This is a genomic window from Alkalihalobacterium elongatum (genome assembly GCF_019024285.1).
Lineage (GTDB): Bacteria > Bacillota > Bacilli > Bacillales > Bacillaceae_F > Alkalihalobacterium > Alkalihalobacterium elongatum.
Genome location: NZ_WMKZ01000003.1, coordinates 13938 through 31756 on the forward strand (window position 1 = coordinate 13938; position 17819 = coordinate 31756).

22 protein-coding genes are annotated in these 17819 nt (G+C 37.0%); 16 read left to right on the top strand and 6 right to left on the bottom strand.

The features are described from left to right. The first annotated feature begins 580 nt into the window (after window positions 1-580). The 3 genes from GKP30_RS05710 (at window position 581) to GKP30_RS05720 (ending at window position 3345) form a co-directional block, all read left to right on the top strand. A complete protein-coding gene (locus tag GKP30_RS05710) occupies window positions 581-733 on the top strand; it encodes a hypothetical protein (RefSeq protein ID WP_216828460.1) in 153 nt (50 codons plus the stop codon). 146 nt (window positions 734-879) lie between these two features. Next, window positions 880-2001 carry an NAD(P)/FAD-dependent oxidoreductase gene (locus GKP30_RS05715; RefSeq protein ID WP_216828461.1) on the top strand — a complete coding sequence of 374 codons (1122 nt, stop codon included), beginning with the start codon at window positions 880-882 and terminating at the stop codon, window positions 1999-2001. Window positions 2002-2400: 399 nt separating this feature from the next. Beyond that, window positions 2401-3345, top strand: coding sequence for an MBL fold metallo-hydrolase (locus GKP30_RS05720; protein WP_216828462.1), 945 nt, complete (start codon window positions 2401-2403; stop codon window positions 3343-3345). 36 nt (window positions 3346-3381) lie between these two features. Here the strand turns inward: GKP30_RS05720 and GKP30_RS05725 are convergent, their stop codons facing one another. The 3 genes from GKP30_RS05725 to GKP30_RS05735 all read right to left on the bottom strand — a co-directional run bounded on the left by GKP30_RS05725 (window position 3382) and on the right by GKP30_RS05735 (window position 4003). Next, a complete protein-coding gene (locus GKP30_RS05725) occupies window positions 3382-3558 on the bottom strand; it encodes a YfhD family protein (protein WP_216828463.1) in 177 nt (58 codons plus the stop codon). A gap of 41 nt (window positions 3559-3599) precedes the next feature. Next, window positions 3600-3737, bottom strand: coding sequence for a hypothetical protein (locus GKP30_RS05730; protein ID WP_216828464.1), 138 nt, complete (start codon window positions 3735-3737; stop codon window positions 3600-3602). Between the two features lie 98 nt (window positions 3738-3835). Further along, window positions 3836-4003 (bottom strand): hypothetical protein, encoded by a 168-nt coding sequence (locus tag GKP30_RS05735; RefSeq protein ID WP_216828465.1) that lies wholly within the window; start codon window positions 4001-4003, stop codon window positions 3836-3838. A 254-nt stretch (window positions 4004-4257) separates the two neighbouring features. Here GKP30_RS05735 and GKP30_RS05740 point away from each other — a divergent pair, with 254 nt between their 5' ends. After that, window positions 4258-4461 (top strand): cysteine-rich CWC family protein, encoded by a 204-nt coding sequence (locus GKP30_RS05740; RefSeq protein ID WP_216828466.1) that lies wholly within the window; start codon window positions 4258-4260, stop codon window positions 4459-4461. A 185-nt stretch (window positions 4462-4646) separates the two neighbouring features. Here the strand turns inward: GKP30_RS05740 and GKP30_RS05745 are convergent, their stop codons facing one another. Together GKP30_RS05745 and GKP30_RS05750 are read right to left on the bottom strand one after the other, a co-directional pair. Next, window positions 4647-5279: a spore coat protein gene (locus GKP30_RS05745; RefSeq protein ID WP_216828467.1), complete on the bottom strand. Its 633-nt coding sequence runs from the start codon at window positions 5277-5279 to the stop codon at window positions 4647-4649. 169 nt (window positions 5280-5448) lie between these two features. Continuing rightward, a complete protein-coding gene (locus GKP30_RS05750; protein ID WP_216828468.1) occupies window positions 5449-5814 on the bottom strand; it encodes a DUF2512 family protein in 366 nt (121 codons plus the stop codon). A gap of 143 nt (window positions 5815-5957) precedes the next feature. On the opposite strand from GKP30_RS05750, the gene GKP30_RS05755 reads away from it, so the two are divergent. The 12 genes from GKP30_RS05755 (at window position 5958) to GKP30_RS05810 (ending at window position 16981) form a co-directional block, all read left to right on the top strand. After that, a complete protein-coding gene (locus tag GKP30_RS05755; RefSeq protein ID WP_216828469.1) occupies window positions 5958-6854 on the top strand; it encodes a hypothetical protein in 897 nt (298 codons plus the stop codon). 365 nt (window positions 6855-7219) lie between these two features. Then, entirely contained in the window at window positions 7220-7783 is a 564-nt protein-coding gene (locus tag GKP30_RS05760; protein WP_216828470.1) for a flavin reductase family protein, read from the top strand. 204 nt (window positions 7784-7987) lie between these two features. Then, window positions 7988-8356: a hydrogenase maturation nickel metallochaperone HypA/HybF gene (locus tag GKP30_RS05765; protein ID WP_216828471.1), complete on the top strand. Its 369-nt coding sequence runs from the start codon at window positions 7988-7990 to the stop codon at window positions 8354-8356. Then, the gene (gene hypB, locus GKP30_RS05770; RefSeq protein ID WP_216828472.1) at window positions 8346-9008 is read left to right on the top strand and encodes a hydrogenase nickel incorporation protein HypB; all 663 of its coding nucleotides are present in this window, start codon (window positions 8346-8348) and stop codon (window positions 9006-9008) included. Before GKP30_RS05765 ends, hypB begins: the two co-directional genes overlap by 11 nt. Further along, window positions 8990-11296, top strand: coding sequence for a carbamoyltransferase HypF (gene hypF, locus GKP30_RS05775; protein ID WP_216828473.1), 2307 nt, complete (start codon window positions 8990-8992; stop codon window positions 11294-11296). The genes hypB and hypF overlap by 19 nt, the downstream gene beginning before the upstream one ends. Before the next feature lie 15 nt (window positions 11297-11311). Beyond that, on the top strand, window positions 11312-11545 hold the full coding sequence (locus tag GKP30_RS05780; protein WP_216828474.1) for a HypC/HybG/HupF family hydrogenase formation chaperone: 234 nt from the start codon (window positions 11312-11314) through the stop codon (window positions 11543-11545). Then, window positions 11520-12626, top strand: a complete 1107-nt coding sequence (hypD, locus tag GKP30_RS05785) for a hydrogenase formation protein HypD (protein WP_216828475.1) — start codon at window positions 11520-11522, stop codon at window positions 12624-12626. Before GKP30_RS05780 ends, hypD begins: the two co-directional genes overlap by 26 nt. Window positions 12627-12629: 3 nt before the next feature. Beyond that, window positions 12630-13640 (top strand): hydrogenase expression/formation protein HypE, encoded by a 1011-nt coding sequence (gene hypE / locus GKP30_RS05790; protein WP_216828476.1) that lies wholly within the window; start codon window positions 12630-12632, stop codon window positions 13638-13640. Window positions 13641-13694: 54 nt separating this feature from the next. Continuing rightward, the gene (locus tag GKP30_RS05795; RefSeq protein ID WP_216828477.1) at window positions 13695-14216 is read left to right on the top strand and encodes a cytochrome b5 domain-containing protein; all 522 of its coding nucleotides are present in this window, start codon (window positions 13695-13697) and stop codon (window positions 14214-14216) included. Continuing rightward, window positions 14216-15121 (top strand): hydrogenase small subunit, encoded by a 906-nt coding sequence (locus GKP30_RS05800; RefSeq protein WP_216828478.1) that lies wholly within the window; start codon window positions 14216-14218, stop codon window positions 15119-15121. The genes GKP30_RS05795 and GKP30_RS05800 overlap by 1 nt, the downstream gene beginning before the upstream one ends. Next, complete coding sequence (locus GKP30_RS05805) at window positions 15114-16520, top strand: nickel-dependent hydrogenase large subunit (RefSeq protein WP_216828479.1); 1407 nt, start codon at window positions 15114-15116, stop codon at window positions 16518-16520. The genes GKP30_RS05800 and GKP30_RS05805 overlap by 8 nt, the downstream gene beginning before the upstream one ends. Next, on the top strand, window positions 16520-16981 hold the full coding sequence (locus GKP30_RS05810) for a hydrogenase maturation protease (protein ID WP_216828480.1): 462 nt from the start codon (window positions 16520-16522) through the stop codon (window positions 16979-16981). The genes GKP30_RS05805 and GKP30_RS05810 overlap by 1 nt, the downstream gene beginning before the upstream one ends. Window positions 16982-17051: 70 nt before the next feature. Here GKP30_RS05810 and GKP30_RS05815 read toward each other — a convergent pair whose 3' ends face one another. Further along, on the bottom strand, window positions 17052-17765 hold the full coding sequence (locus GKP30_RS05815; RefSeq protein WP_216828481.1) for a DUF421 domain-containing protein: 714 nt from the start codon (window positions 17763-17765) through the stop codon (window positions 17052-17054). Between the last annotated feature and the right edge of the window lie 54 nt (window positions 17766-17819).

The following is a 17819-nucleotide window of genomic DNA, read 5'->3' on the forward strand; positions in this document are numbered from 1 at the left end:
GTTTCAACGTATCCTTGTGGCAGCAGATTGATCAGAATATTCCTTAAGAGCAGCAGAAAATGCGATTGGGCTAGTCGAAGGAAATGATGATTCTGTTGTAGAAATAATTTATGTAGTGGATGGTGTGACATCGAAAGCTGATGTACTTCACAATCGAGGATCCATTGAGATTGCAAATAAGCGATAAGAGCATCTTGCAGCTATTGTGAAAGCAATGGAAGCTGCAGGAGTTAAGTATGTAATTAAAACGTGATATAAGAGGTTATAACATAGTAATGATGTTATAGCCCTTTTATATTTTTAGTTATTGCCATTGTTGATTTCCGCGTGAGTTTAGGATTTGATTTGTGAAAGGTTAATTTTTTCACACGCCGTTCAGGTACTGATAGGTTGAAAAAATGAGCATGAAATTTTTTGTGATGAGCTTAAAACCAATACACAACAGAGCTTAATTTTTATACGGGAAAGGAATAATATTACTCCACTTTATTCAAACCCTAAATTAGTACAAAATACATAAGTAGCTGCCTTTATGAAGAAAATGAACATGTATGAACTAAAAAGGAGGTAGTTTTTAATTATGGCACGAGGAAAAAGCTTCAATCATAAGAAGAAGAACCACCCTGGAGAATTCCCAAAAAACAGCGAGCAAAAAGAGCCGAAAATTGAGTCGTCTGGCGATGATGGTTACTTAGCCGAAAAGGAAGCCTTTAAAAACCGTCTTCCTGAATAAGAGAAAGCCTAATGATGGATTAGGGACTGAGAATTTGTCAGTCTCTATTTTTAATACATAAAATTAGTTAGGATATGGTTTGTTGCGGTAAAGAATGTTTTGTAAAATAATAGTTGTACACATTAAGAAACAGAAAAGGTGTTTGCATGAATACATATATTGTAGTTGGAGCAGGAATTCTTGGGGCATCAACAGCCTATCACTTGGCGAAGGCCGGTGTTAAGGTGACGTTAGTAGACAGGAAAGACAATGGACAAGCAACTGACGCAGCGGCAGGAATTGTTTGTCCGTGGTTAACACAGCGAAGAAATAAAGCTTGGTACCAACTCGTTAAAGGTGGAGCTAGGTTTTATCCTGTTTTAATTCGTGAATTAGAAGGAATTGGAGAAAAGAATACAGGTTATGCAAGAGTTGGTGCAATTAGTTTACATACCGATGAAAAAAAGCTTGATCAAATGGAAGAACGAGCATATAAGAGAAGAGAGGATGCACCAGAGATTGGCGAAATTACAAGATTAACTCCAGCTGAAACGAAAGCGTTATTTCCACCTCTCTCTGATGACTATGGGTCAATCCATATTAGCGGAGGTGCTCGTGTTAATGGGAGAGCACTTCGCGATGCAATGGTCAATGCAGCGACAACATACGGAGCAAAAAAAATAACTGGGGACGTAACATTAGAGGTTGAAAACAATCTGGTTACAGGTGTAATAGTAAATGGTGAGTCCTATCAGGCTGATAAAGTTATTGTAACAGCTGGAGCCTGGGCAAAAGATTTACTTGAACCACTCGGTATCCAGTTCGTCGTAAAACCACAAAAAGCGCAAATCGTGCATCTAGAAGTAGTAAATACTGATACGAGTGAATGGCCCGTTGTTATGCCACCAAATAATCAATACTTACTCGCATTTGAAGACGGGCGTGTAGTGATAGGAGCGACACATGAAGATGAAAAAGGCTTTGATACTCGTGTAACTCCAGGAGGTCTTCATGAAATATTTGATAAAGCATTAACTGTAGCCCCTGGATTAGCAGATAGTACTGTTGTTGAAACAAGGGTCGGCTTCCGGCCATTTACTCCAGGATTTCTCCCTGTGATTGGTCAATTACCGAATTTTGAAGGAGTTCTTATTGCAAATGGTTTAGGAGCATCAGGATTAACTGCGGGCCCTTATTTAGGTGCGGAACTAGCAAAGCTAGCTTTGGGACAACCTACAGAAATTGATTTAGCCCAATACGATATCGCTGGAGCGATAGAAACACAATAAAGTCAGAACTAAGCAATGGAGCCAGGCACCCTTTTAGGGTGCCTGGCTCCATTTATGCATTTCTTTATATATAAAATACATACTTCAACGACGGTTGACACCATTATGCATCATTCTACACAATTGTTAATTTTCTGCTATATACCTGATAGCGAATTGCTACGTTACATATATCACAGCTATAACATCAAATTGCACATGTTCTTTCAAATAGTCGCCTCATTGGCACTAACTTGATCCATTCCGCAATCTAATTCGTGCTTAAACAGAGATTTAGTTGTATAATGAAAATAGAATGAATATTCAAAAAATAAATCTTTATTTGATTGTCTTGCCCTAGAATTGACTTTCGATAGAAGTCACTGAAAATTAAATTAAACGAGAGGACGGATGTACTAAATGAATTTAGATGAACTAGGTGTTACTATGGTCACGATTGATTTGCCGTTTAAACTGAATCATGTCAATTGCTTTATAGCTGAAGGGGAAAACGGTGTTACTGTGATTGATACAGGATTAAATAACGAAACTTCTAAAAAGGTGTGGCAACAAACATTAGGGAACAAAGATGTTTCTAATATTTTTCTAACTCATTATCACCCTGATCATTATGGTTATGGTGGTGAATTACAGCAAAAGACAGGTGCTGATGTATGGATGTCACAAGAAGATGCTGAAACAGCAAAAGTAGCATGGGACCCGCAGACAACAAAAATCTTTCAAGGTTTCTATAAAGAGTGTGGTATTTCGAGTGAGCTCATTAATAAACTATCCGATAATTCGAGTGGATTTATTAAAAGAGTTACACCACATCCAGTCATAAATCACCATTTTACCGAGCATATGAAAGTCCCAATCGGAAAATATGATTACGAAGTTCTTTTCACCCCTGGACATTCAGGTGGTTTAGTTTGCTTCTATAATAAAGAAAAGGGAATTTTATTTTCTACAGATCATGTACTTCCTAAAATTACACCCAACATCTCGTATCATATTTATGGTTTGCAAAATCCGTTAGCTTCGTATTTAAAATCACTAGAAAAAATTAAAAAGCTGGAAGCTGATTTTGTTATACCTTCCCATGGTAAACCGTTTTATAACGCAAATGAACGAATAGAGGAAATTATTAAGCATCACGAAGAGCGATTAGCGGAAACATTCGACATAATTGGTGAGAGAGTCACAGTCATTGAAGCATGTGAAAAACTGTTTCGTAAAGAGCTTACTGTCCACGATGTCAGATTTGCCTTAGGTGAGACAGTCGCTCATTTGGAATATCTATATGAAAAAAATGAATGTAACAAGGAGAAAGTTGATGGTACATGGTACTACAGCATCAACTAAGAAACAAAATAAAAAACAGTGGACTATCCACTGTTTTTATTTACGGTTAACTTCTGTTGGGGAGTAACCAGGTCTTGCCTTTAACTCATACCGATCATCAAGTTCTTTTGCTAGTTCCAAATCTTGATCATCGGTTTTGATGTCTTTCTTTGGTGTTTGCGGTAATCCAGCTTTATTTTTATCGCGTACTTTTTGATTTCTTGCTCGTCCCATCAGTATTCTCTCCTTAAAATAGTAGTAAGTTCATGACTGACCTAATATTCAATTTCTTCAAAGTCTTTCGGTTGAGGAACAGGTTGTTTGTTTTCTCTATTTTTTATTTCATCTATGTTTTGCAGTTGCTCTTGTCGATCATCAATAGGTACTTGTTTCTTTCCATTTTTCTGTTGCATTCTTAAAATACCCCTTTAATTTGATTTTTTTATCTACACTCTATTTTCAATTAAACTGGGGATCACCTGCCATATCATACAAGTGCATTTAAACTTTGCTAAGAGTTACTTTTTCTTCTCCAGGTCGTTTGTCCACCTTTAACAGGACAAACAGGAAAAGAATCATTATTTTTAAACTGTTTCATGACACCAGCGTCACAAACATATTCTGCCGTTTCGATAACTCTATCTCCTGTAAAAAAATTTAATTCATTTCTCTGTGGCATTGCTTCACCTCCTAAGAGAAAACCAACAACATTCTTTTACATTGCTATTTAATTTCCTCTTTATTGTGTTCATTTATACCAAATACATTCAGGCGAAAACTTATAAACCTAATAAGTGAGAAGATGAAAAAGATAAAGTTTAGGGAAACATATACTTTTTTATACCTAATTAAAGTACAATATTCTTATAGAAAGAAGACTTTTTCTAACAACTAAATTAGTAGAAAAAGAAGTACATAAGGGTGAGGAAGAAAATGAAAATTGATGTGAAAAAATGTCCAATTTGTAATCAATCGAACAACTGTGGAAACGAACTTGGCCAATCCACCTGTTGGTGTAGCAAGGAAATTTTCCCTGAAGCAATTTTTAAACAATTAACAGAAGAGCAGCTCCATAAATCCTGTATTTGTAAAAAGTGCTTAGATAACTTTAAAAAAAGTAGAGAAAGAGCAGACTAGGAAAAATCTGCTCTTTTTCCATGAATATTTTTTTCCCGTTTCAACTGGCGCTAAAGCTCCACTTCAAGCCACTGATGAAGCAAAAAGGCTAAGTCGAAAATAAGCGATAGAGGAACAACATGATTTGTTCAATTAATTTTTTGTGGAAGATAAGTACCCCCACTGAAAAGAATTTCACTTAATAATTACTGATAGTTGTTGTTACCTTGAATTTGATTCATTGATGAATTCATAGAATTCATATTCATAGCATTCATAGCATTTGTTGTGTTCATTGTAGCATCTGTAGGCTGGAACATAGCTGTCATTTGCGAAGTTTGAGAAGAAGAGAAAGTTGGTGGTTGGTAGTAACCATTTTGGTTCATCCAATTCCAAATTTCATAGCTCATCTCTTGACACATGTTAGCACCGTTCACATGGTACATACGAAGTTGTGGATCAGCACATTCATTGGCCCACTGCATTCCCATAACAGCTCCTGATTTGTGTGCGTTTAGAGCTAAAGTCGCAATCGTTTGATCGGATAAGGTCTGTGAATTTGCCATAGGAGCAGACATCGTAACTTGTTGGTGCATCCCAGTACTCACATTTTGTGCGTTAAACGAAGGACTTTGGTGAGTTACTTGAGCACCTTTACCTTGCATCATGTTAACACCTTGCTGGTATGCTTGATGCATTGTTTGTTGATGTCTCATTAAAATTTGCTTAAGCTGTTGGTCCTTACATTGAGCAGCAAATACACCATGTTGCTCAATTTCAGCGGCTTTTGTTCTTAATGCTTCAGAAGTTTCCAATAGTTCATGTGCTGCAATATTCATTTAAACGCCTCCAATATGTTTAATGGGACTTGCCCAAAAGATATTTTGATCTAAAGCGCAATATAAATTCACAAATAACGCTTTATTTAAATGTAAAAAAATCCCATTAGGAGAGAGATGAAAAAACCCTCAATACACCACTGTATATTAAGGGAAATTTATTTATTAATTAACTTTCTGTTTTGACTCGACCATCTTCAATAGTCCTCACAAAAAACCTATGGAATACCCACTCACCAGCAGAAATAATGATAGCTGAAATAAGTGCAACTGAAAAGGGAATCATCGCCCCCTGGAAAAAAGGACCTACAATCCATATTACCAAGGTTGCTAGCACTAGGTCGGAAAGTGTCGCGATCGTATTATTTGTGGCCTTAAGTATGGCTAAATCCCCGACGATATAACTTAAAATGACAATTAATACAGCTAATCCAATCGTCGCGCCAGCTGGATAATTATAAATTCCTGTTAAAACAATTAATAAGACGATACCTGACATCGCCGTTTTTATAAGTAGTGCTTGAATATGGCTCACTATTCATTCACCTCCTCATTTACAGTATCTGCTTAGAAGCATTTTTTATAAGTAAACGCTAATGCTCGTTTAAATTTTTCATATACCCATCCACGTAAATAAATGTTAGAATATTACAATAGATTGATTTAGGGGGAGATAAAATGAATTCAAGCCATCCTTGGTATGTTTTGAGTTATGCGATGAGCAAAGAGTCAGCTATATTAGAAGATTGTTTAAAACAATTACAGGACATTCCAGAAGGTGGAATAGCAGTATTGCCTGAATATGTTGCTAATTCTAGCGATCATTCCGAAATCGCTTTCACAAAACTAAAAGAAGTTTGCATTGAACGCAAAATTAATGTAATCACAACGTTAAATATTATTCCAAACGATTTACCTCATGCAGAAGCAGGAAAGAACTATAATACGTTAACGATTTTTACAAAAGAAGGAAGAGTACATACGCCACAAGCCAAAATTACTCCTCAATCATTTGAACGAAAACAATATGATGAAAAGTTCCCAGCAATTAATGTCGGGGACTATGATTACTTAAACTTAGTTGATATCGACATTAATGGTGAAACGAAGAAGGCTCTCTTTGTAATTTGCTCTGATATGTATACGCTAATGGCAGGAGTTGAAAGTATTAAAGAGTTAAAAGCTGATATTTGTATTGTACCTGGTAACTTCGGTAACGGGGCCGAACAAGCGGTTTATCGAACGCTTGAAAAGTTTAGACTGGCAGGTATTTTTGAAACAACGATCTTTGCCAACCCTTATCAAAACCTGAAAAAACCAACTCATACACCACTTGTTCGACTAGCAACTGACATAACAAGCCGAGACAAAAATGCAGAAACCAAAATGCTCTCCGATTGGGATCGTATTCAGTTAGTGAAAAATAACGTTGCGATTTATCCTGATGATCAGGTGCCAAGCTTCGTACACATGGCGAGCTTAACGACTATGGACAATGGAAGAATGACGATTGGAATGAGTCGATTTGCTGTAGATGTTAAAGTAGACAAGTACCCTGAAGTAATATATTTCTAGAAGATACTTACTTTTTATCAAATAAAGACGAGACGACAATGACGATGGTTGTTGTCTCTTTTTTTTAGGCTGTTTTCGTAAACTCTGTTGCTATTAGACCGTTTTTTCCACATAAATTAGCCCTAATGGACAAATTCATTTGTCCATCTGGCTAATTTATGTGCAAAAGCTTCACGCTAAAGCGTGAAGAACCAAGCTTACGCTTGGTTAACGGTCCAATAGCTTAGAGCAACAATCTTTGAGAAAAGAGCCTTTTTTTAAGATAGAATTCAAATATTTTTAACGACTATGGTATTTAAGTTAAGATTAGTAATGTAAATCAAAAAAAGACAAGATTCGAAAAGATAAAAAGAGGAGGTCACTAGATGATCGAAGTAATAAATAAACAGGTCATGCACAGTTACCCTGGGATGGTTGCTCTTGTAACCGTTTCTCATAAGGGAGAAGACAATATCATGGCTGCAGGCTGGCACTCATACATTTCCTATGAGCCACCAATTTATGGGGTAGCGATTGGTCGAGAACGCCATACGTACCAATTAATAAAAGAAGCAGGGAAATTCGCTATCAACTTCGTCCCCTTTAAAGAAGCAAATTTTATTCAACAAGCTGGCGTTTATTCTGGGGCAAATGTAAATAAGTTTAAACAAGGAAATATGAAATTTGATAAAGGATTATCCACGAACTCACCCATTCTGCATAAGGCATATATAGCTTACGAGTGTGAGGTAATTGACCGAAATTCATATGGAGATCATGATTGGTTTGTAGGAGACATTGTCCAATTTTATCGTGACAATGATCTTTTTTTAGAAAATGGCTTACCAAACTTTGAAAAGCTCTCAATTCCTCTTTATATTGGTCGTTCCACGTATTCAAGCGTAGATAAAAACAGTAAATTTGTAGATCATCCTGTTAAAAAATATTGATTTAATTTATTACAATTTAAGAACTCAGAAGAAAATGCATTAGGATTTAATCCAATGCATTTTTTAAATTTTTTCCTAGTCAATTTCCTGTTAATTTTATCTTATTAAACATTTTCAAATACAATAGCTTGCCGACTGTATTGTTCTTATTCTACTTATATTTGAATAAAAATGTATGAAGAAAAGTGGTAGAAGGTGTTAACTATGCATGAAATGTCTCTGATGGCAGATATCATCCAGATTGTTTCTGAAGATGCTGCGAAAAGAGGAATTAAAAAAGTCAAAACGGTTGAAGTAGTTGTTGGTGATTTTTCAAATGTCTTGCCAGATGCACTAGATTTAGCATTTTTATATTTATCGCAACATAGCAGTGATCCAATCATTGATCAAACAACAACACTAACGATAATTAGAGAAGTAGCGAAAGCAAAATGCAAAGTGTGTGAGCTAGAATTTGAACCCGATTTTCGAATTGCCTATTGTCCAAAATGTGAGCTTCCAACTAGTGTTCTACTCTCTGGAGAAACATTTAAAGTTGAATCTTATGAGGGAAGTGATGATCATGAATATTAAGCTTCAAAAAGATGTTCTTAAAGATCAAAATGTAGCCGCAACCTATAACCGGAACCTCTTCCATCAACATAAAACTCTCGTTATTAACCTAATGAGTTCACCAGGTGCAGGTAAAACAACTTTGCTTGAACAGACGGTTAAAGCATTAAAAGATGAGTTACAGATTGCAGTAATTGAAGGAGATTTGGCTACAGAGCGTGATGCCGAACGTTTACGAGCACTGGGGGTTAAAACGGTTCAAATAAATACTGTTGGCGGTTGTCATCTCGATGCTAGAATGATTGCGAAAAAGCTACCCCTATTTGAACTAGACGAAATCGATATTTTATTTATAGAAAATATCGGGAACTTAGTTTGTCCATCTGGATACGATTTAGGTCAACATTATAAGGTTGTTATTTTAAGTACTCCTGAAGGAAATGATAAAATTCCTAAATATCCAGTTATGTTTCGCAGGACGGATATAACAGTAATTAATAAGGTTGATCTACTTCCTTATGTAACATTTGATTTAGATGAAGCAAGAAAAGATTTGGAAACAATTAATCCAGAAGCGCAATTAAAAGCCGTTTCCGCACAAACAGGTGAAGGACTTGAAGACTGGATCACCTGGATAAAGGATGTTTATAAAACATGTTCCGAAAATCGATAAAAATATCTATAACAGGACGGGTCCAAGGGGTCGGATTTCGTCCGTTTGTCTATTCACTTGCAATTAAATATCAACTAACTGGGATTGTCCAAAACAATTTAGATGGTGTCCTAATCCTTGCCGAAGGAGAAGAATTGCCACTATCTCAAATGGTAGCAGAATTAAAGGAGAAACGCCCACGGTTAGCAATCATTCGTAGCATTACCGTAGAGAAACAGTCACTTAAAGGGTATACACAATTCTCAATCCTACAAAGTGATGATAAAGGTGGTACTATTCCGTGGATGCCAACCGATACAGCCATTTGCGATAATTGTTTACTTGAAATGTCGGACCCTACTAACCGACGTTATCAATATGCTTTTACCAATTGTACACAATGCGGTCCACGCTATACGATTATAAGTAAACTTCCATATGACCGAACGATGACAACAATGAATTCCTTTAAAATGTGTAAGCAGTGTCAAAAAGAGTATGATGATCCGATGAATCGAAGACATCACGCACAGCCGATTTGTTGTTCAGATTGTGGACCTACTATTTCACTCTCCGATGACACTGGAAATGAAATTGCAAGCGACTACGTAGCTATTACGAAAACTCAAGCGCTAATTAAACAAGGGAAACTTATTACAATAAAAGGGGTAGGTGGATTTCATCTGACATGCGATGCCCACCAAAAGGATGCTATTAGCAGGTTAAGAGAAATGAAAAAACGACCACAACGCCCCTTAGCAGTCATGGTCAAATCCATAGATGTCGCAAAAAAGATATGTTTAATCTCTAAAAAAGAAGAAGCAATCTTAAAAAGCCCCGAAATGCCGATAGTCATACTACAAAAACGAAAAGACTGTCCGTTACCAAACAATTTATCACCACATCTCTCTACACTAGGAGTGATGCTACCATACACTCCGTTGCACCATCTTCTTTTCGATCATCTTAACTTAGAGTTTCTTGTAATGACGAGTGCTAACCCATCAGGTCTACCTATCTATTTTAAGGACGAAGAACTACCGTTACTACAAAACCTTTCCGACTACACCTTATATCATAATCGTCCAATTGAACATCCAATTGATGATTCGGTAGTTCAATGTGACGGAGAGGGAGTATCCTTTATCCGCCGAGCTAGGGGCTATACACCAGATCCTTTGTTAACAAAAGCAAACGTTGATCAAATCATAGCTTTAGGGGGTAATCAAAAAAATACGTTTGCTATAGGGAAGCCAAATCATATTGTGATGAGCGGACACATTGGCGACTTGGATAGTGAAGAAATGGTTGGTTTTTATAAGAAGCAACAAAATCATTTTAAAAACTATTTATGCTTTCAAGAAAAATATGCTGCAATCGACAAACACCCAGAGTATGAAACGACTCTTATTGGAAATGAGCTAAAAGGTAGGATTATTTCTGTACAACACCACCATGCTCATCACGTATCGTGTATGGCAGACAACGGGCTAGAGGAACCATGTTTAGGAATTATATTAGATGGTACGGGATACGGAGAAGATGGACATATTTGGGGTTTTGAATGGTTATATGGAAATGCATCTTCATTCGAACGACTTGCTCATTTACGCTATTCACCATTACCTGGAGCTGATAAGGCAGTTAGAGAACCATGGAGAAACGCTATTGGAATGATATTGCACTATTGGCCTGAAGAAGGAGTAGATCTAGCCACACAACTTTTCCCTGAAAGGGTAGAGGAAGTTCATATAATCAAAAATATGATTGATAAAAAAGTAAATACACCATTGGCGGGAACTTGTGGACGTCTTTTTGATGCCGTTAGTGCCATTCTAGGAATATGTTTAGAGTCAACTTATGAAGGAGAAGCAGCGATTCAGCTATCTGATTTTATGAATAGGACGAATAAAGACGAACAAAAGATTTACCCCTATACTATACAACTTATAGAAAATGGGCTTTTTCAATTGGATGTTTCCCCGATGATTTATGAAATCATTCAAGATCATCTGCACCAGTTAGAACCGGAAAAAATCATAGCAACCTTCCATGAAACGATTATTTCAGCGTGCGTAAAAATGCTTCTAACTTTTATCAAAAGGAGACCAACACTAAATCGAAATGTTATCCTATCAGGTGGTTCGTTTCAAAATTTGTACTTAGCTAGACAAATTAAAAGCCGACTAAAAAAGGAAGGGTTCTCCGTTTATACCCATAAGAAAGTGCCTTGTAATGATGGCGGATTATCGTTAGGTCAATTATTGATTGCGTCCCAAACAATTAATAAGCCAAAAACCCTTGATTGAAAGGTGGAGAATTAAGTGTGCTTAGGAGTTCCTGCTCTCGTGATCGGAATAGAAGAGCAAAAAGCGCTAGTCGATGTAATGGGTACGAAAATGTTTGTAGGTACTATTTTCGTACCAGAAGTTAAAGTCAACGATTATGTATTACTTCATGCAGGGCAGGCCATGACAATTATTGATGCCGATTATGCAAAAGAGAGCATAGAGGAATGGAGGAATTTAATAAATGCTAAACACGGACCTTTTCTCTGATCCCAAATTAACTCGTCAATCCTTAGATGCTGTTATCCAATTAGCTGAACGATTCAAAGAAAAACGGGGGCGAAGCCCAGTTTTAATGGAAGTATGCGGTTCACATACGATGGCCTTTGCTAAATCAGGAATTAAAGCGACATTGAAGGACCATATCCAATTAATTGCCGGACCAGGCTGTCCAGTATGTGTTACTGACCAAAAATCAATCGATGCAATGATTGAACTAACAGAACATCCGAATCGAATTCTTTGTACATTTGGCGACATGATGCGCGTTCCTGGGTCAAAGCACTCGCTAACGAAAGCTAAAACAGAGGGTAAAGATATTCGAGTTGTTTATTCTCCATTAGATAGTGTGAAAATTGCTGAAGAACATCCTGAAAAAGAAGTTATCTTTTTAGGAATCGGTTTTGAAACGACGATTCCAATCCTCACTTTGGCAATCGATGAAGCATACAAAAAAAACTTAAATAATTACAGTATCTGGCTGACAACTAAATTAGTTGAACCCGTATTAAAAATATTACTCGATTCACAAGAAATAAACCTGGATGGATTTTTGTTACCCGGTCATGTATCAGTTGTATTAGGGAAAAACAGCTATGATTTCTTAAAAGAAGAATATAAAATGCCTGGAGTTATTGCAGGTTTTGAGCCTGTTCAATTATTAAGTAGTATTTATAAATTATTAGATTTACTATTAAACGAAAAAAATAACATCATTAACGACTATACGTATATGGTCACAGATGAAGGAAATGTAGTTGCACAACAATACATGAAAAAGTATTTACAACTTTATGATGAAGATTGGCGCGGTATTGGCACCATACCAAACAGCGGCTTTGTATTAAAGGAAGCTTATCAGCAATTTGATGCTAAAAAGAAATTTAAAGTAGCAGTACGACAACCTAGAAAAACAAAATGTCGTTGCGGGGAAATCATCCGTGGAATCCTTGAACCAGAGGAATGTGTCCTGTTTAATAAAGCTTGCACTCCAACAAATCCAATAGGTCCTTGTATGGTATCTACAGAAGGTACCTGTGCAGCACATTTTCAATTTATGAGGGAGGAATAAATTGTGGTCCAACGTATTAGTTTAGCTCACGGAGAAGGGGGAGAATTAACTCATAACCTCATTCAAGAAGTATTTGTTAAAGCATTTGGCCATTCTGACCATATCCAACATGATTCAGCTTTCTTTCGTTGTGATCAGCAGAAACTCGCAGTTACAACCGATAGCTATGTCGTTAAACCGATTTTTTTTCCAGGTGGGAACATTGGAAAGTTAGCGATTACAGGCACTGTCAATGATTTAGCGGTTAGCGGGGCAACACCTCAATATATGACAGCTAGTTTTATTATTGAAGAAGGATTGCCTTTAGAAGATTTAAAAAAGATCGTTGAAAGTATGGCATCTGAAGCAAAGGCTGCTCAGGTGCATATTGTTGCAGGTGACACAAAGGTTGTAGAAAAAGGAAGTGTCGACCAATTATATATTAATACGACGGGCATTGGGTTTGTTAAAGAAGACAATTCACTTGAGCCCGATCGTATTACCGAAGGAGATTCTATTATTATTAGTGGAACGATTGGTGATCATGGAATAGCTGTCTTGAGTGCCCGTGAAGATTTAGGATTAATCTCAAACATTGAAAGTGATTGTGCTTCCTTAAATCAGTTAATTCAAGAGTTAACCGATCAAATTGAAGGAATTCGAGTGATGAGAGATCCAACGCGTGGTGGCTTAGCCACAACACTCGTTGAACTTTGCGAAGACCACCATATCCATATAGAAATTGATGAAGAAGCTGTTCCGGTCCGAAATGATGTAAAAGGCGCATGTGATATTTTAGGATTTGATCCACTATATATGGCCAATGAAGGAAAGTTTATTATGATTGTAAACTCGCAATGTGCACAAAAAGCTCTTGAAATTTTGCATAAACACACCTTTGGAAAAAATGCTCAAACAATTGGCCGTGTAAATTCTTGTCATGAACGGACTGGTAAACTTTTATTAAAAACTCCAATTGGAGCAACGAGGCGCCTTCAGCGCCTGTCAGGATTACTTTTGCCAAGAATTTGTTAAATAATTATGGGTGTTTGCATAGTATATCTAGAGATTACGTAAGGAGAGGACGTCATGCAAAACATCGAGCTGGTACGATTACAGCTAAATCACCTCGTCACCCAAGCGAGACAGGACATTTATACGCTTTCAACAACACATGACCAAACAAAGAAATACCCTATTCTTCAACGATTGTGGGATACACTATCAAACATCCACTTTTTAAGTGAATTATTAGCTAGTCAAGCTTCACTATCTACTCAGATTCAACAGCAGCCTTTCATTCAACCAACATCGATCCCCGGCCAACAAGGAATACCTCCGATTAAACCATTACCTAACCAAGTAACCCCACAAGTGAATCAACGTACGTTTACAGTTGAAGAACTAGCAACTTTCGACGGAAAAAACGGTCGACCAGCGTATGTCGCTGTAAATGGAATCGTTTATGATGTAACTAATAATAGAGCATGGGCAGCCGCGACTCATTTTGGATTAGTGGCAGGAAAAGATTATACGCAAGAATTCGCATCTTGCCATGCGGGTCAACAATCTTTATTAGCGACACTGCCAGTTGTAGGGAGGTTAGTGTAATGACGGAACCTATACTTCCCCCAGAGCCTTTAACGAACGAAGCGATTACTGAACGATTAACGAGTGCTGCAACTGAAAGAATTAATAAAGGACTTATCCAAAAAAGAAACCTCGTTTATCTTGAATTAAACGGATGCTCTGGTAATATTATTTCTCTACTAAATGGCCAAAATCCTGACTTTGAGTACACGGTTAACTCCATGGTCAACCTTCGATATAGTAATAGTTTAATGGCATCAGAGGGTGAACGAGCAATTCAAAAACTGATGGATGTATTGAATGAGGATTATATTTTAGCTGTTGAAGGAGCAGTTGCCTTAAGAAATAATGGACTATACAATATCATCGGCAGTTGGCAAGGAAAGCCGTTCACAGGATTACAAGCTGCAAAGATGTTAGGAGAAAGTGCATCTCATATATTAGCTGTTGGAGCTTGTGCAACCCACGGAGGAGTCTCTGCTGCAAAACCAAACCCTTCTGAGTCTGTTAGTTTACAGCAAGTTCTTCCGAATAAGAAAATGATAAAATTACCTGGTTGTCCAGTTCATCCCGATTGGTTTTTAGGTACGTTAGCTCACCTTTTATTATATGGGGAACCAGAAACTGATAGTTTAGGGCGACCACTAATGTTTTACAGTACCCTCATCCATGATCGCTGCCCACGACGGCCATTTTTTGACAGAGGAATCTTTGCTGAAAAATTAGGAGATAAAACGTGTTTATTTAAGCTAGGTTGTCGAGGACCTGTGACTCGAATTGATTGTCCAACAAGACAGTGGAATGGACATGTGAACTGGCCGATTGGAGATGATACGCCGTGTATTGGTTGTGCACAGTTTGGATTTCCAGATGCGATGGCTCCATTTATAAGCTACGATACGACAAGGGTGGTGAAGGATGAGTAAACGAATTGTTATTAATCCTCTAACTCGGATTAGCGGCTTCTTAGAAATTGATGTGGTGGTTGAACAACATAAAGTCGTCGATGCAAAAACGAAAGGGAACCTTTTTCGAGGATTTGAACAAATGCTGGTTGGACGGAGTCCGTTTGACGCAGTTTATTTTACTCAACGAATTTGTGGAATTTGTTCAGCCGCTCATTCGATGGCGTCCTCGTTAGCTCTAGAAGATGCCTTGAACATCCAACCTATGGAACAAGGTAGGTATTTACGGGACATTATCCATTGTTGTGAGTTCTTGCAAAACCACATACGTCATTTCTATCAATATACTGTACCTGATTTTGTAAAGATTGAACAAAATAGTTTGTTCGAAGCCGATCATAGTGATTTTAGATTACCAAAAGCAATAAATGATAAAATCTCGAAAAATTATTTCGATTCTCTTTCGATTAGTAGATCTGCTCACCAAATGTTAGCTGTGTTAGGAGGAAAAGCCCCTCATAATCATGGGGTTTTCATAGGAGGTATTACAACACAGGCAACAGCGGAAAAAGTAGTTCATCTAGATTCTATATTACAAAAAATCATTACATTCATTGATGATAATATGATCCCAGATGTTTATGACATTGCTCGCTACTATCCAGAATATTACCGCTTAGGAGGAGGCTATGGAAATCTCTTAACATATGGGGCTTTTAACGACTATAAAGAACTTGGAACATTATATGTCGATCCATTAGTTTCTACTACTCAATCGTTTGAGCCCTTCGACGAAACGAAGATTCACGAAAAGATAGATTATTCTTGGTTCAAATCAACTAAAACAACAAATGTTCCAAGCGACACAATTCCTGAATCAGATCGAGATAAGGAAAGCGCCTATTCATTTGTAAAAGCACCAAGATACAACAATCTGCCATTTGAAGTAGGCCCACTAGCACGTCTAATCTTAAGCGGTAACTATAATAACGGAATATCAGCCATGGATCGCACCCTCGCTCGAGCTCTTGAAGCAAAAAAAATTGCAAGTATTATGAAAACGTTACTCCAAGAAATCATTCCAGGAATAGATGTACAAAGTAAATACGATCTTCCTGAAACAGCTACAGGAAGAGGGTTAATTGATACAACAAGAGGCGCTCTCGGTCATTGGCTCAGTATCGAAAATAAAAAGCTATCATTTTATCAAATTATAACTCCGTCTACTTGGGATTTCTCTACTAGGGATGAGCTTGGATACTTAGGGGTTGCAGAAGAGGCTTTAATCGGTACACCAATTGAAGATCCTGACAACCCTGCAGAAATTGGGAGAATTCTCAGATCCTTTGACCCGTGCATGTCTTGTGCTACTCACGTCTATCGGCCAGGAAAACAAGTGAAGACGATAAAGGTGTTCTAATGGAAGCAATTATTGTATTAGGAATTGGTAACCAATTAATGATGGATGATGGAATCGGAATATATCTTGTAGAAGAATTAGCAAAACAAAATAGTCAACCAAGCCTTCAATATATAATTGGGGAATCTGACATTGATTACTGTCTTCAATGTATCGAGTCTGTAAGTAGTGTTATCCTTGTGGATGCCGTTTGTTTAGGGAAGGATCCAGGGGATGTGACAATCTTTCCTTTAGAAGAACTACATGAACAACAACCGATTAATATTTCCCCTCATAACATGCACCTATTTCATGTTCTTTTCCATAAAAAAGAGGAAATTAAAGGGTTTCTTATTGGTATAGAACCTTATGAAATCTCATTTAATTTTGGGCTCAGTTCCACCTTACTGGAAAATTGGAATCTAATCTATGAAGAAGTAAAGGCGAGTATTGAAACATTAATAAAGCAATTACAAGAGTGAGCTCTTTCCTTAAGCCAAAAATTGTAAATAACAAAAATGAAAAAAAGGGTGACTCCGAGTCACCCTTTTTTTACCATTCTCGATCGACCGGAGAAGTGATGTGATCTCGATACGTGTCAATATATACATTTCCGTTTGCAGCAAGGACAGCATAAGCGACTTCATCGAGTTGATATTTTCGCTTTTGTAAAACATCAATAAGCCAATGATTGCTTAAGTTATTTTCAATTAGATTTTCTTCAATAATTTCTCCATCCATAATAAGTTCAATCGGTAACTTCGTTTCAGAAGGCGCGGGGAGGTTCAAGTCTTGTTTTGTGACATACCGATGTTGTGGTTTTTTTAAAACGGTCAAATTACCATTCGGTTCAATGATCGCAAATAGAACTTCCTCGATATTAAATACATCTCGTTCCCGCATTTGTTGATTTAAATAGTCGATCGTATAGCGCATTTTTCTCATATTTCCTTCTAAAATTTTTCCATTTTGAACGAGTACAATTGGGTCCCCAGCAAAGAACTTTCTCGCCTTTCGATTTTTCATGGAAATATAAGCAGTGATTAAACTGATAAAAACAAAGATGAAAAATGCGAGAAGAAAATGATGAATTTCAATCGATGTATTAAACGCTAAGTTTGCAGTAATCGAACCTAAGGAAACGGCTGCAATAAAATCAATCGTATTCATTTGTGAAATTAATTGCTTTCCTAATATTCGTGCTCCCATTAATAAGATAGTAAATGCCATTACTGATCTTAAAATAACTTCAATATGTTCCGCCATTGGTTTACTCCTGATGATTGATCATATACTTATGTTAATTTACTTTATAATTTC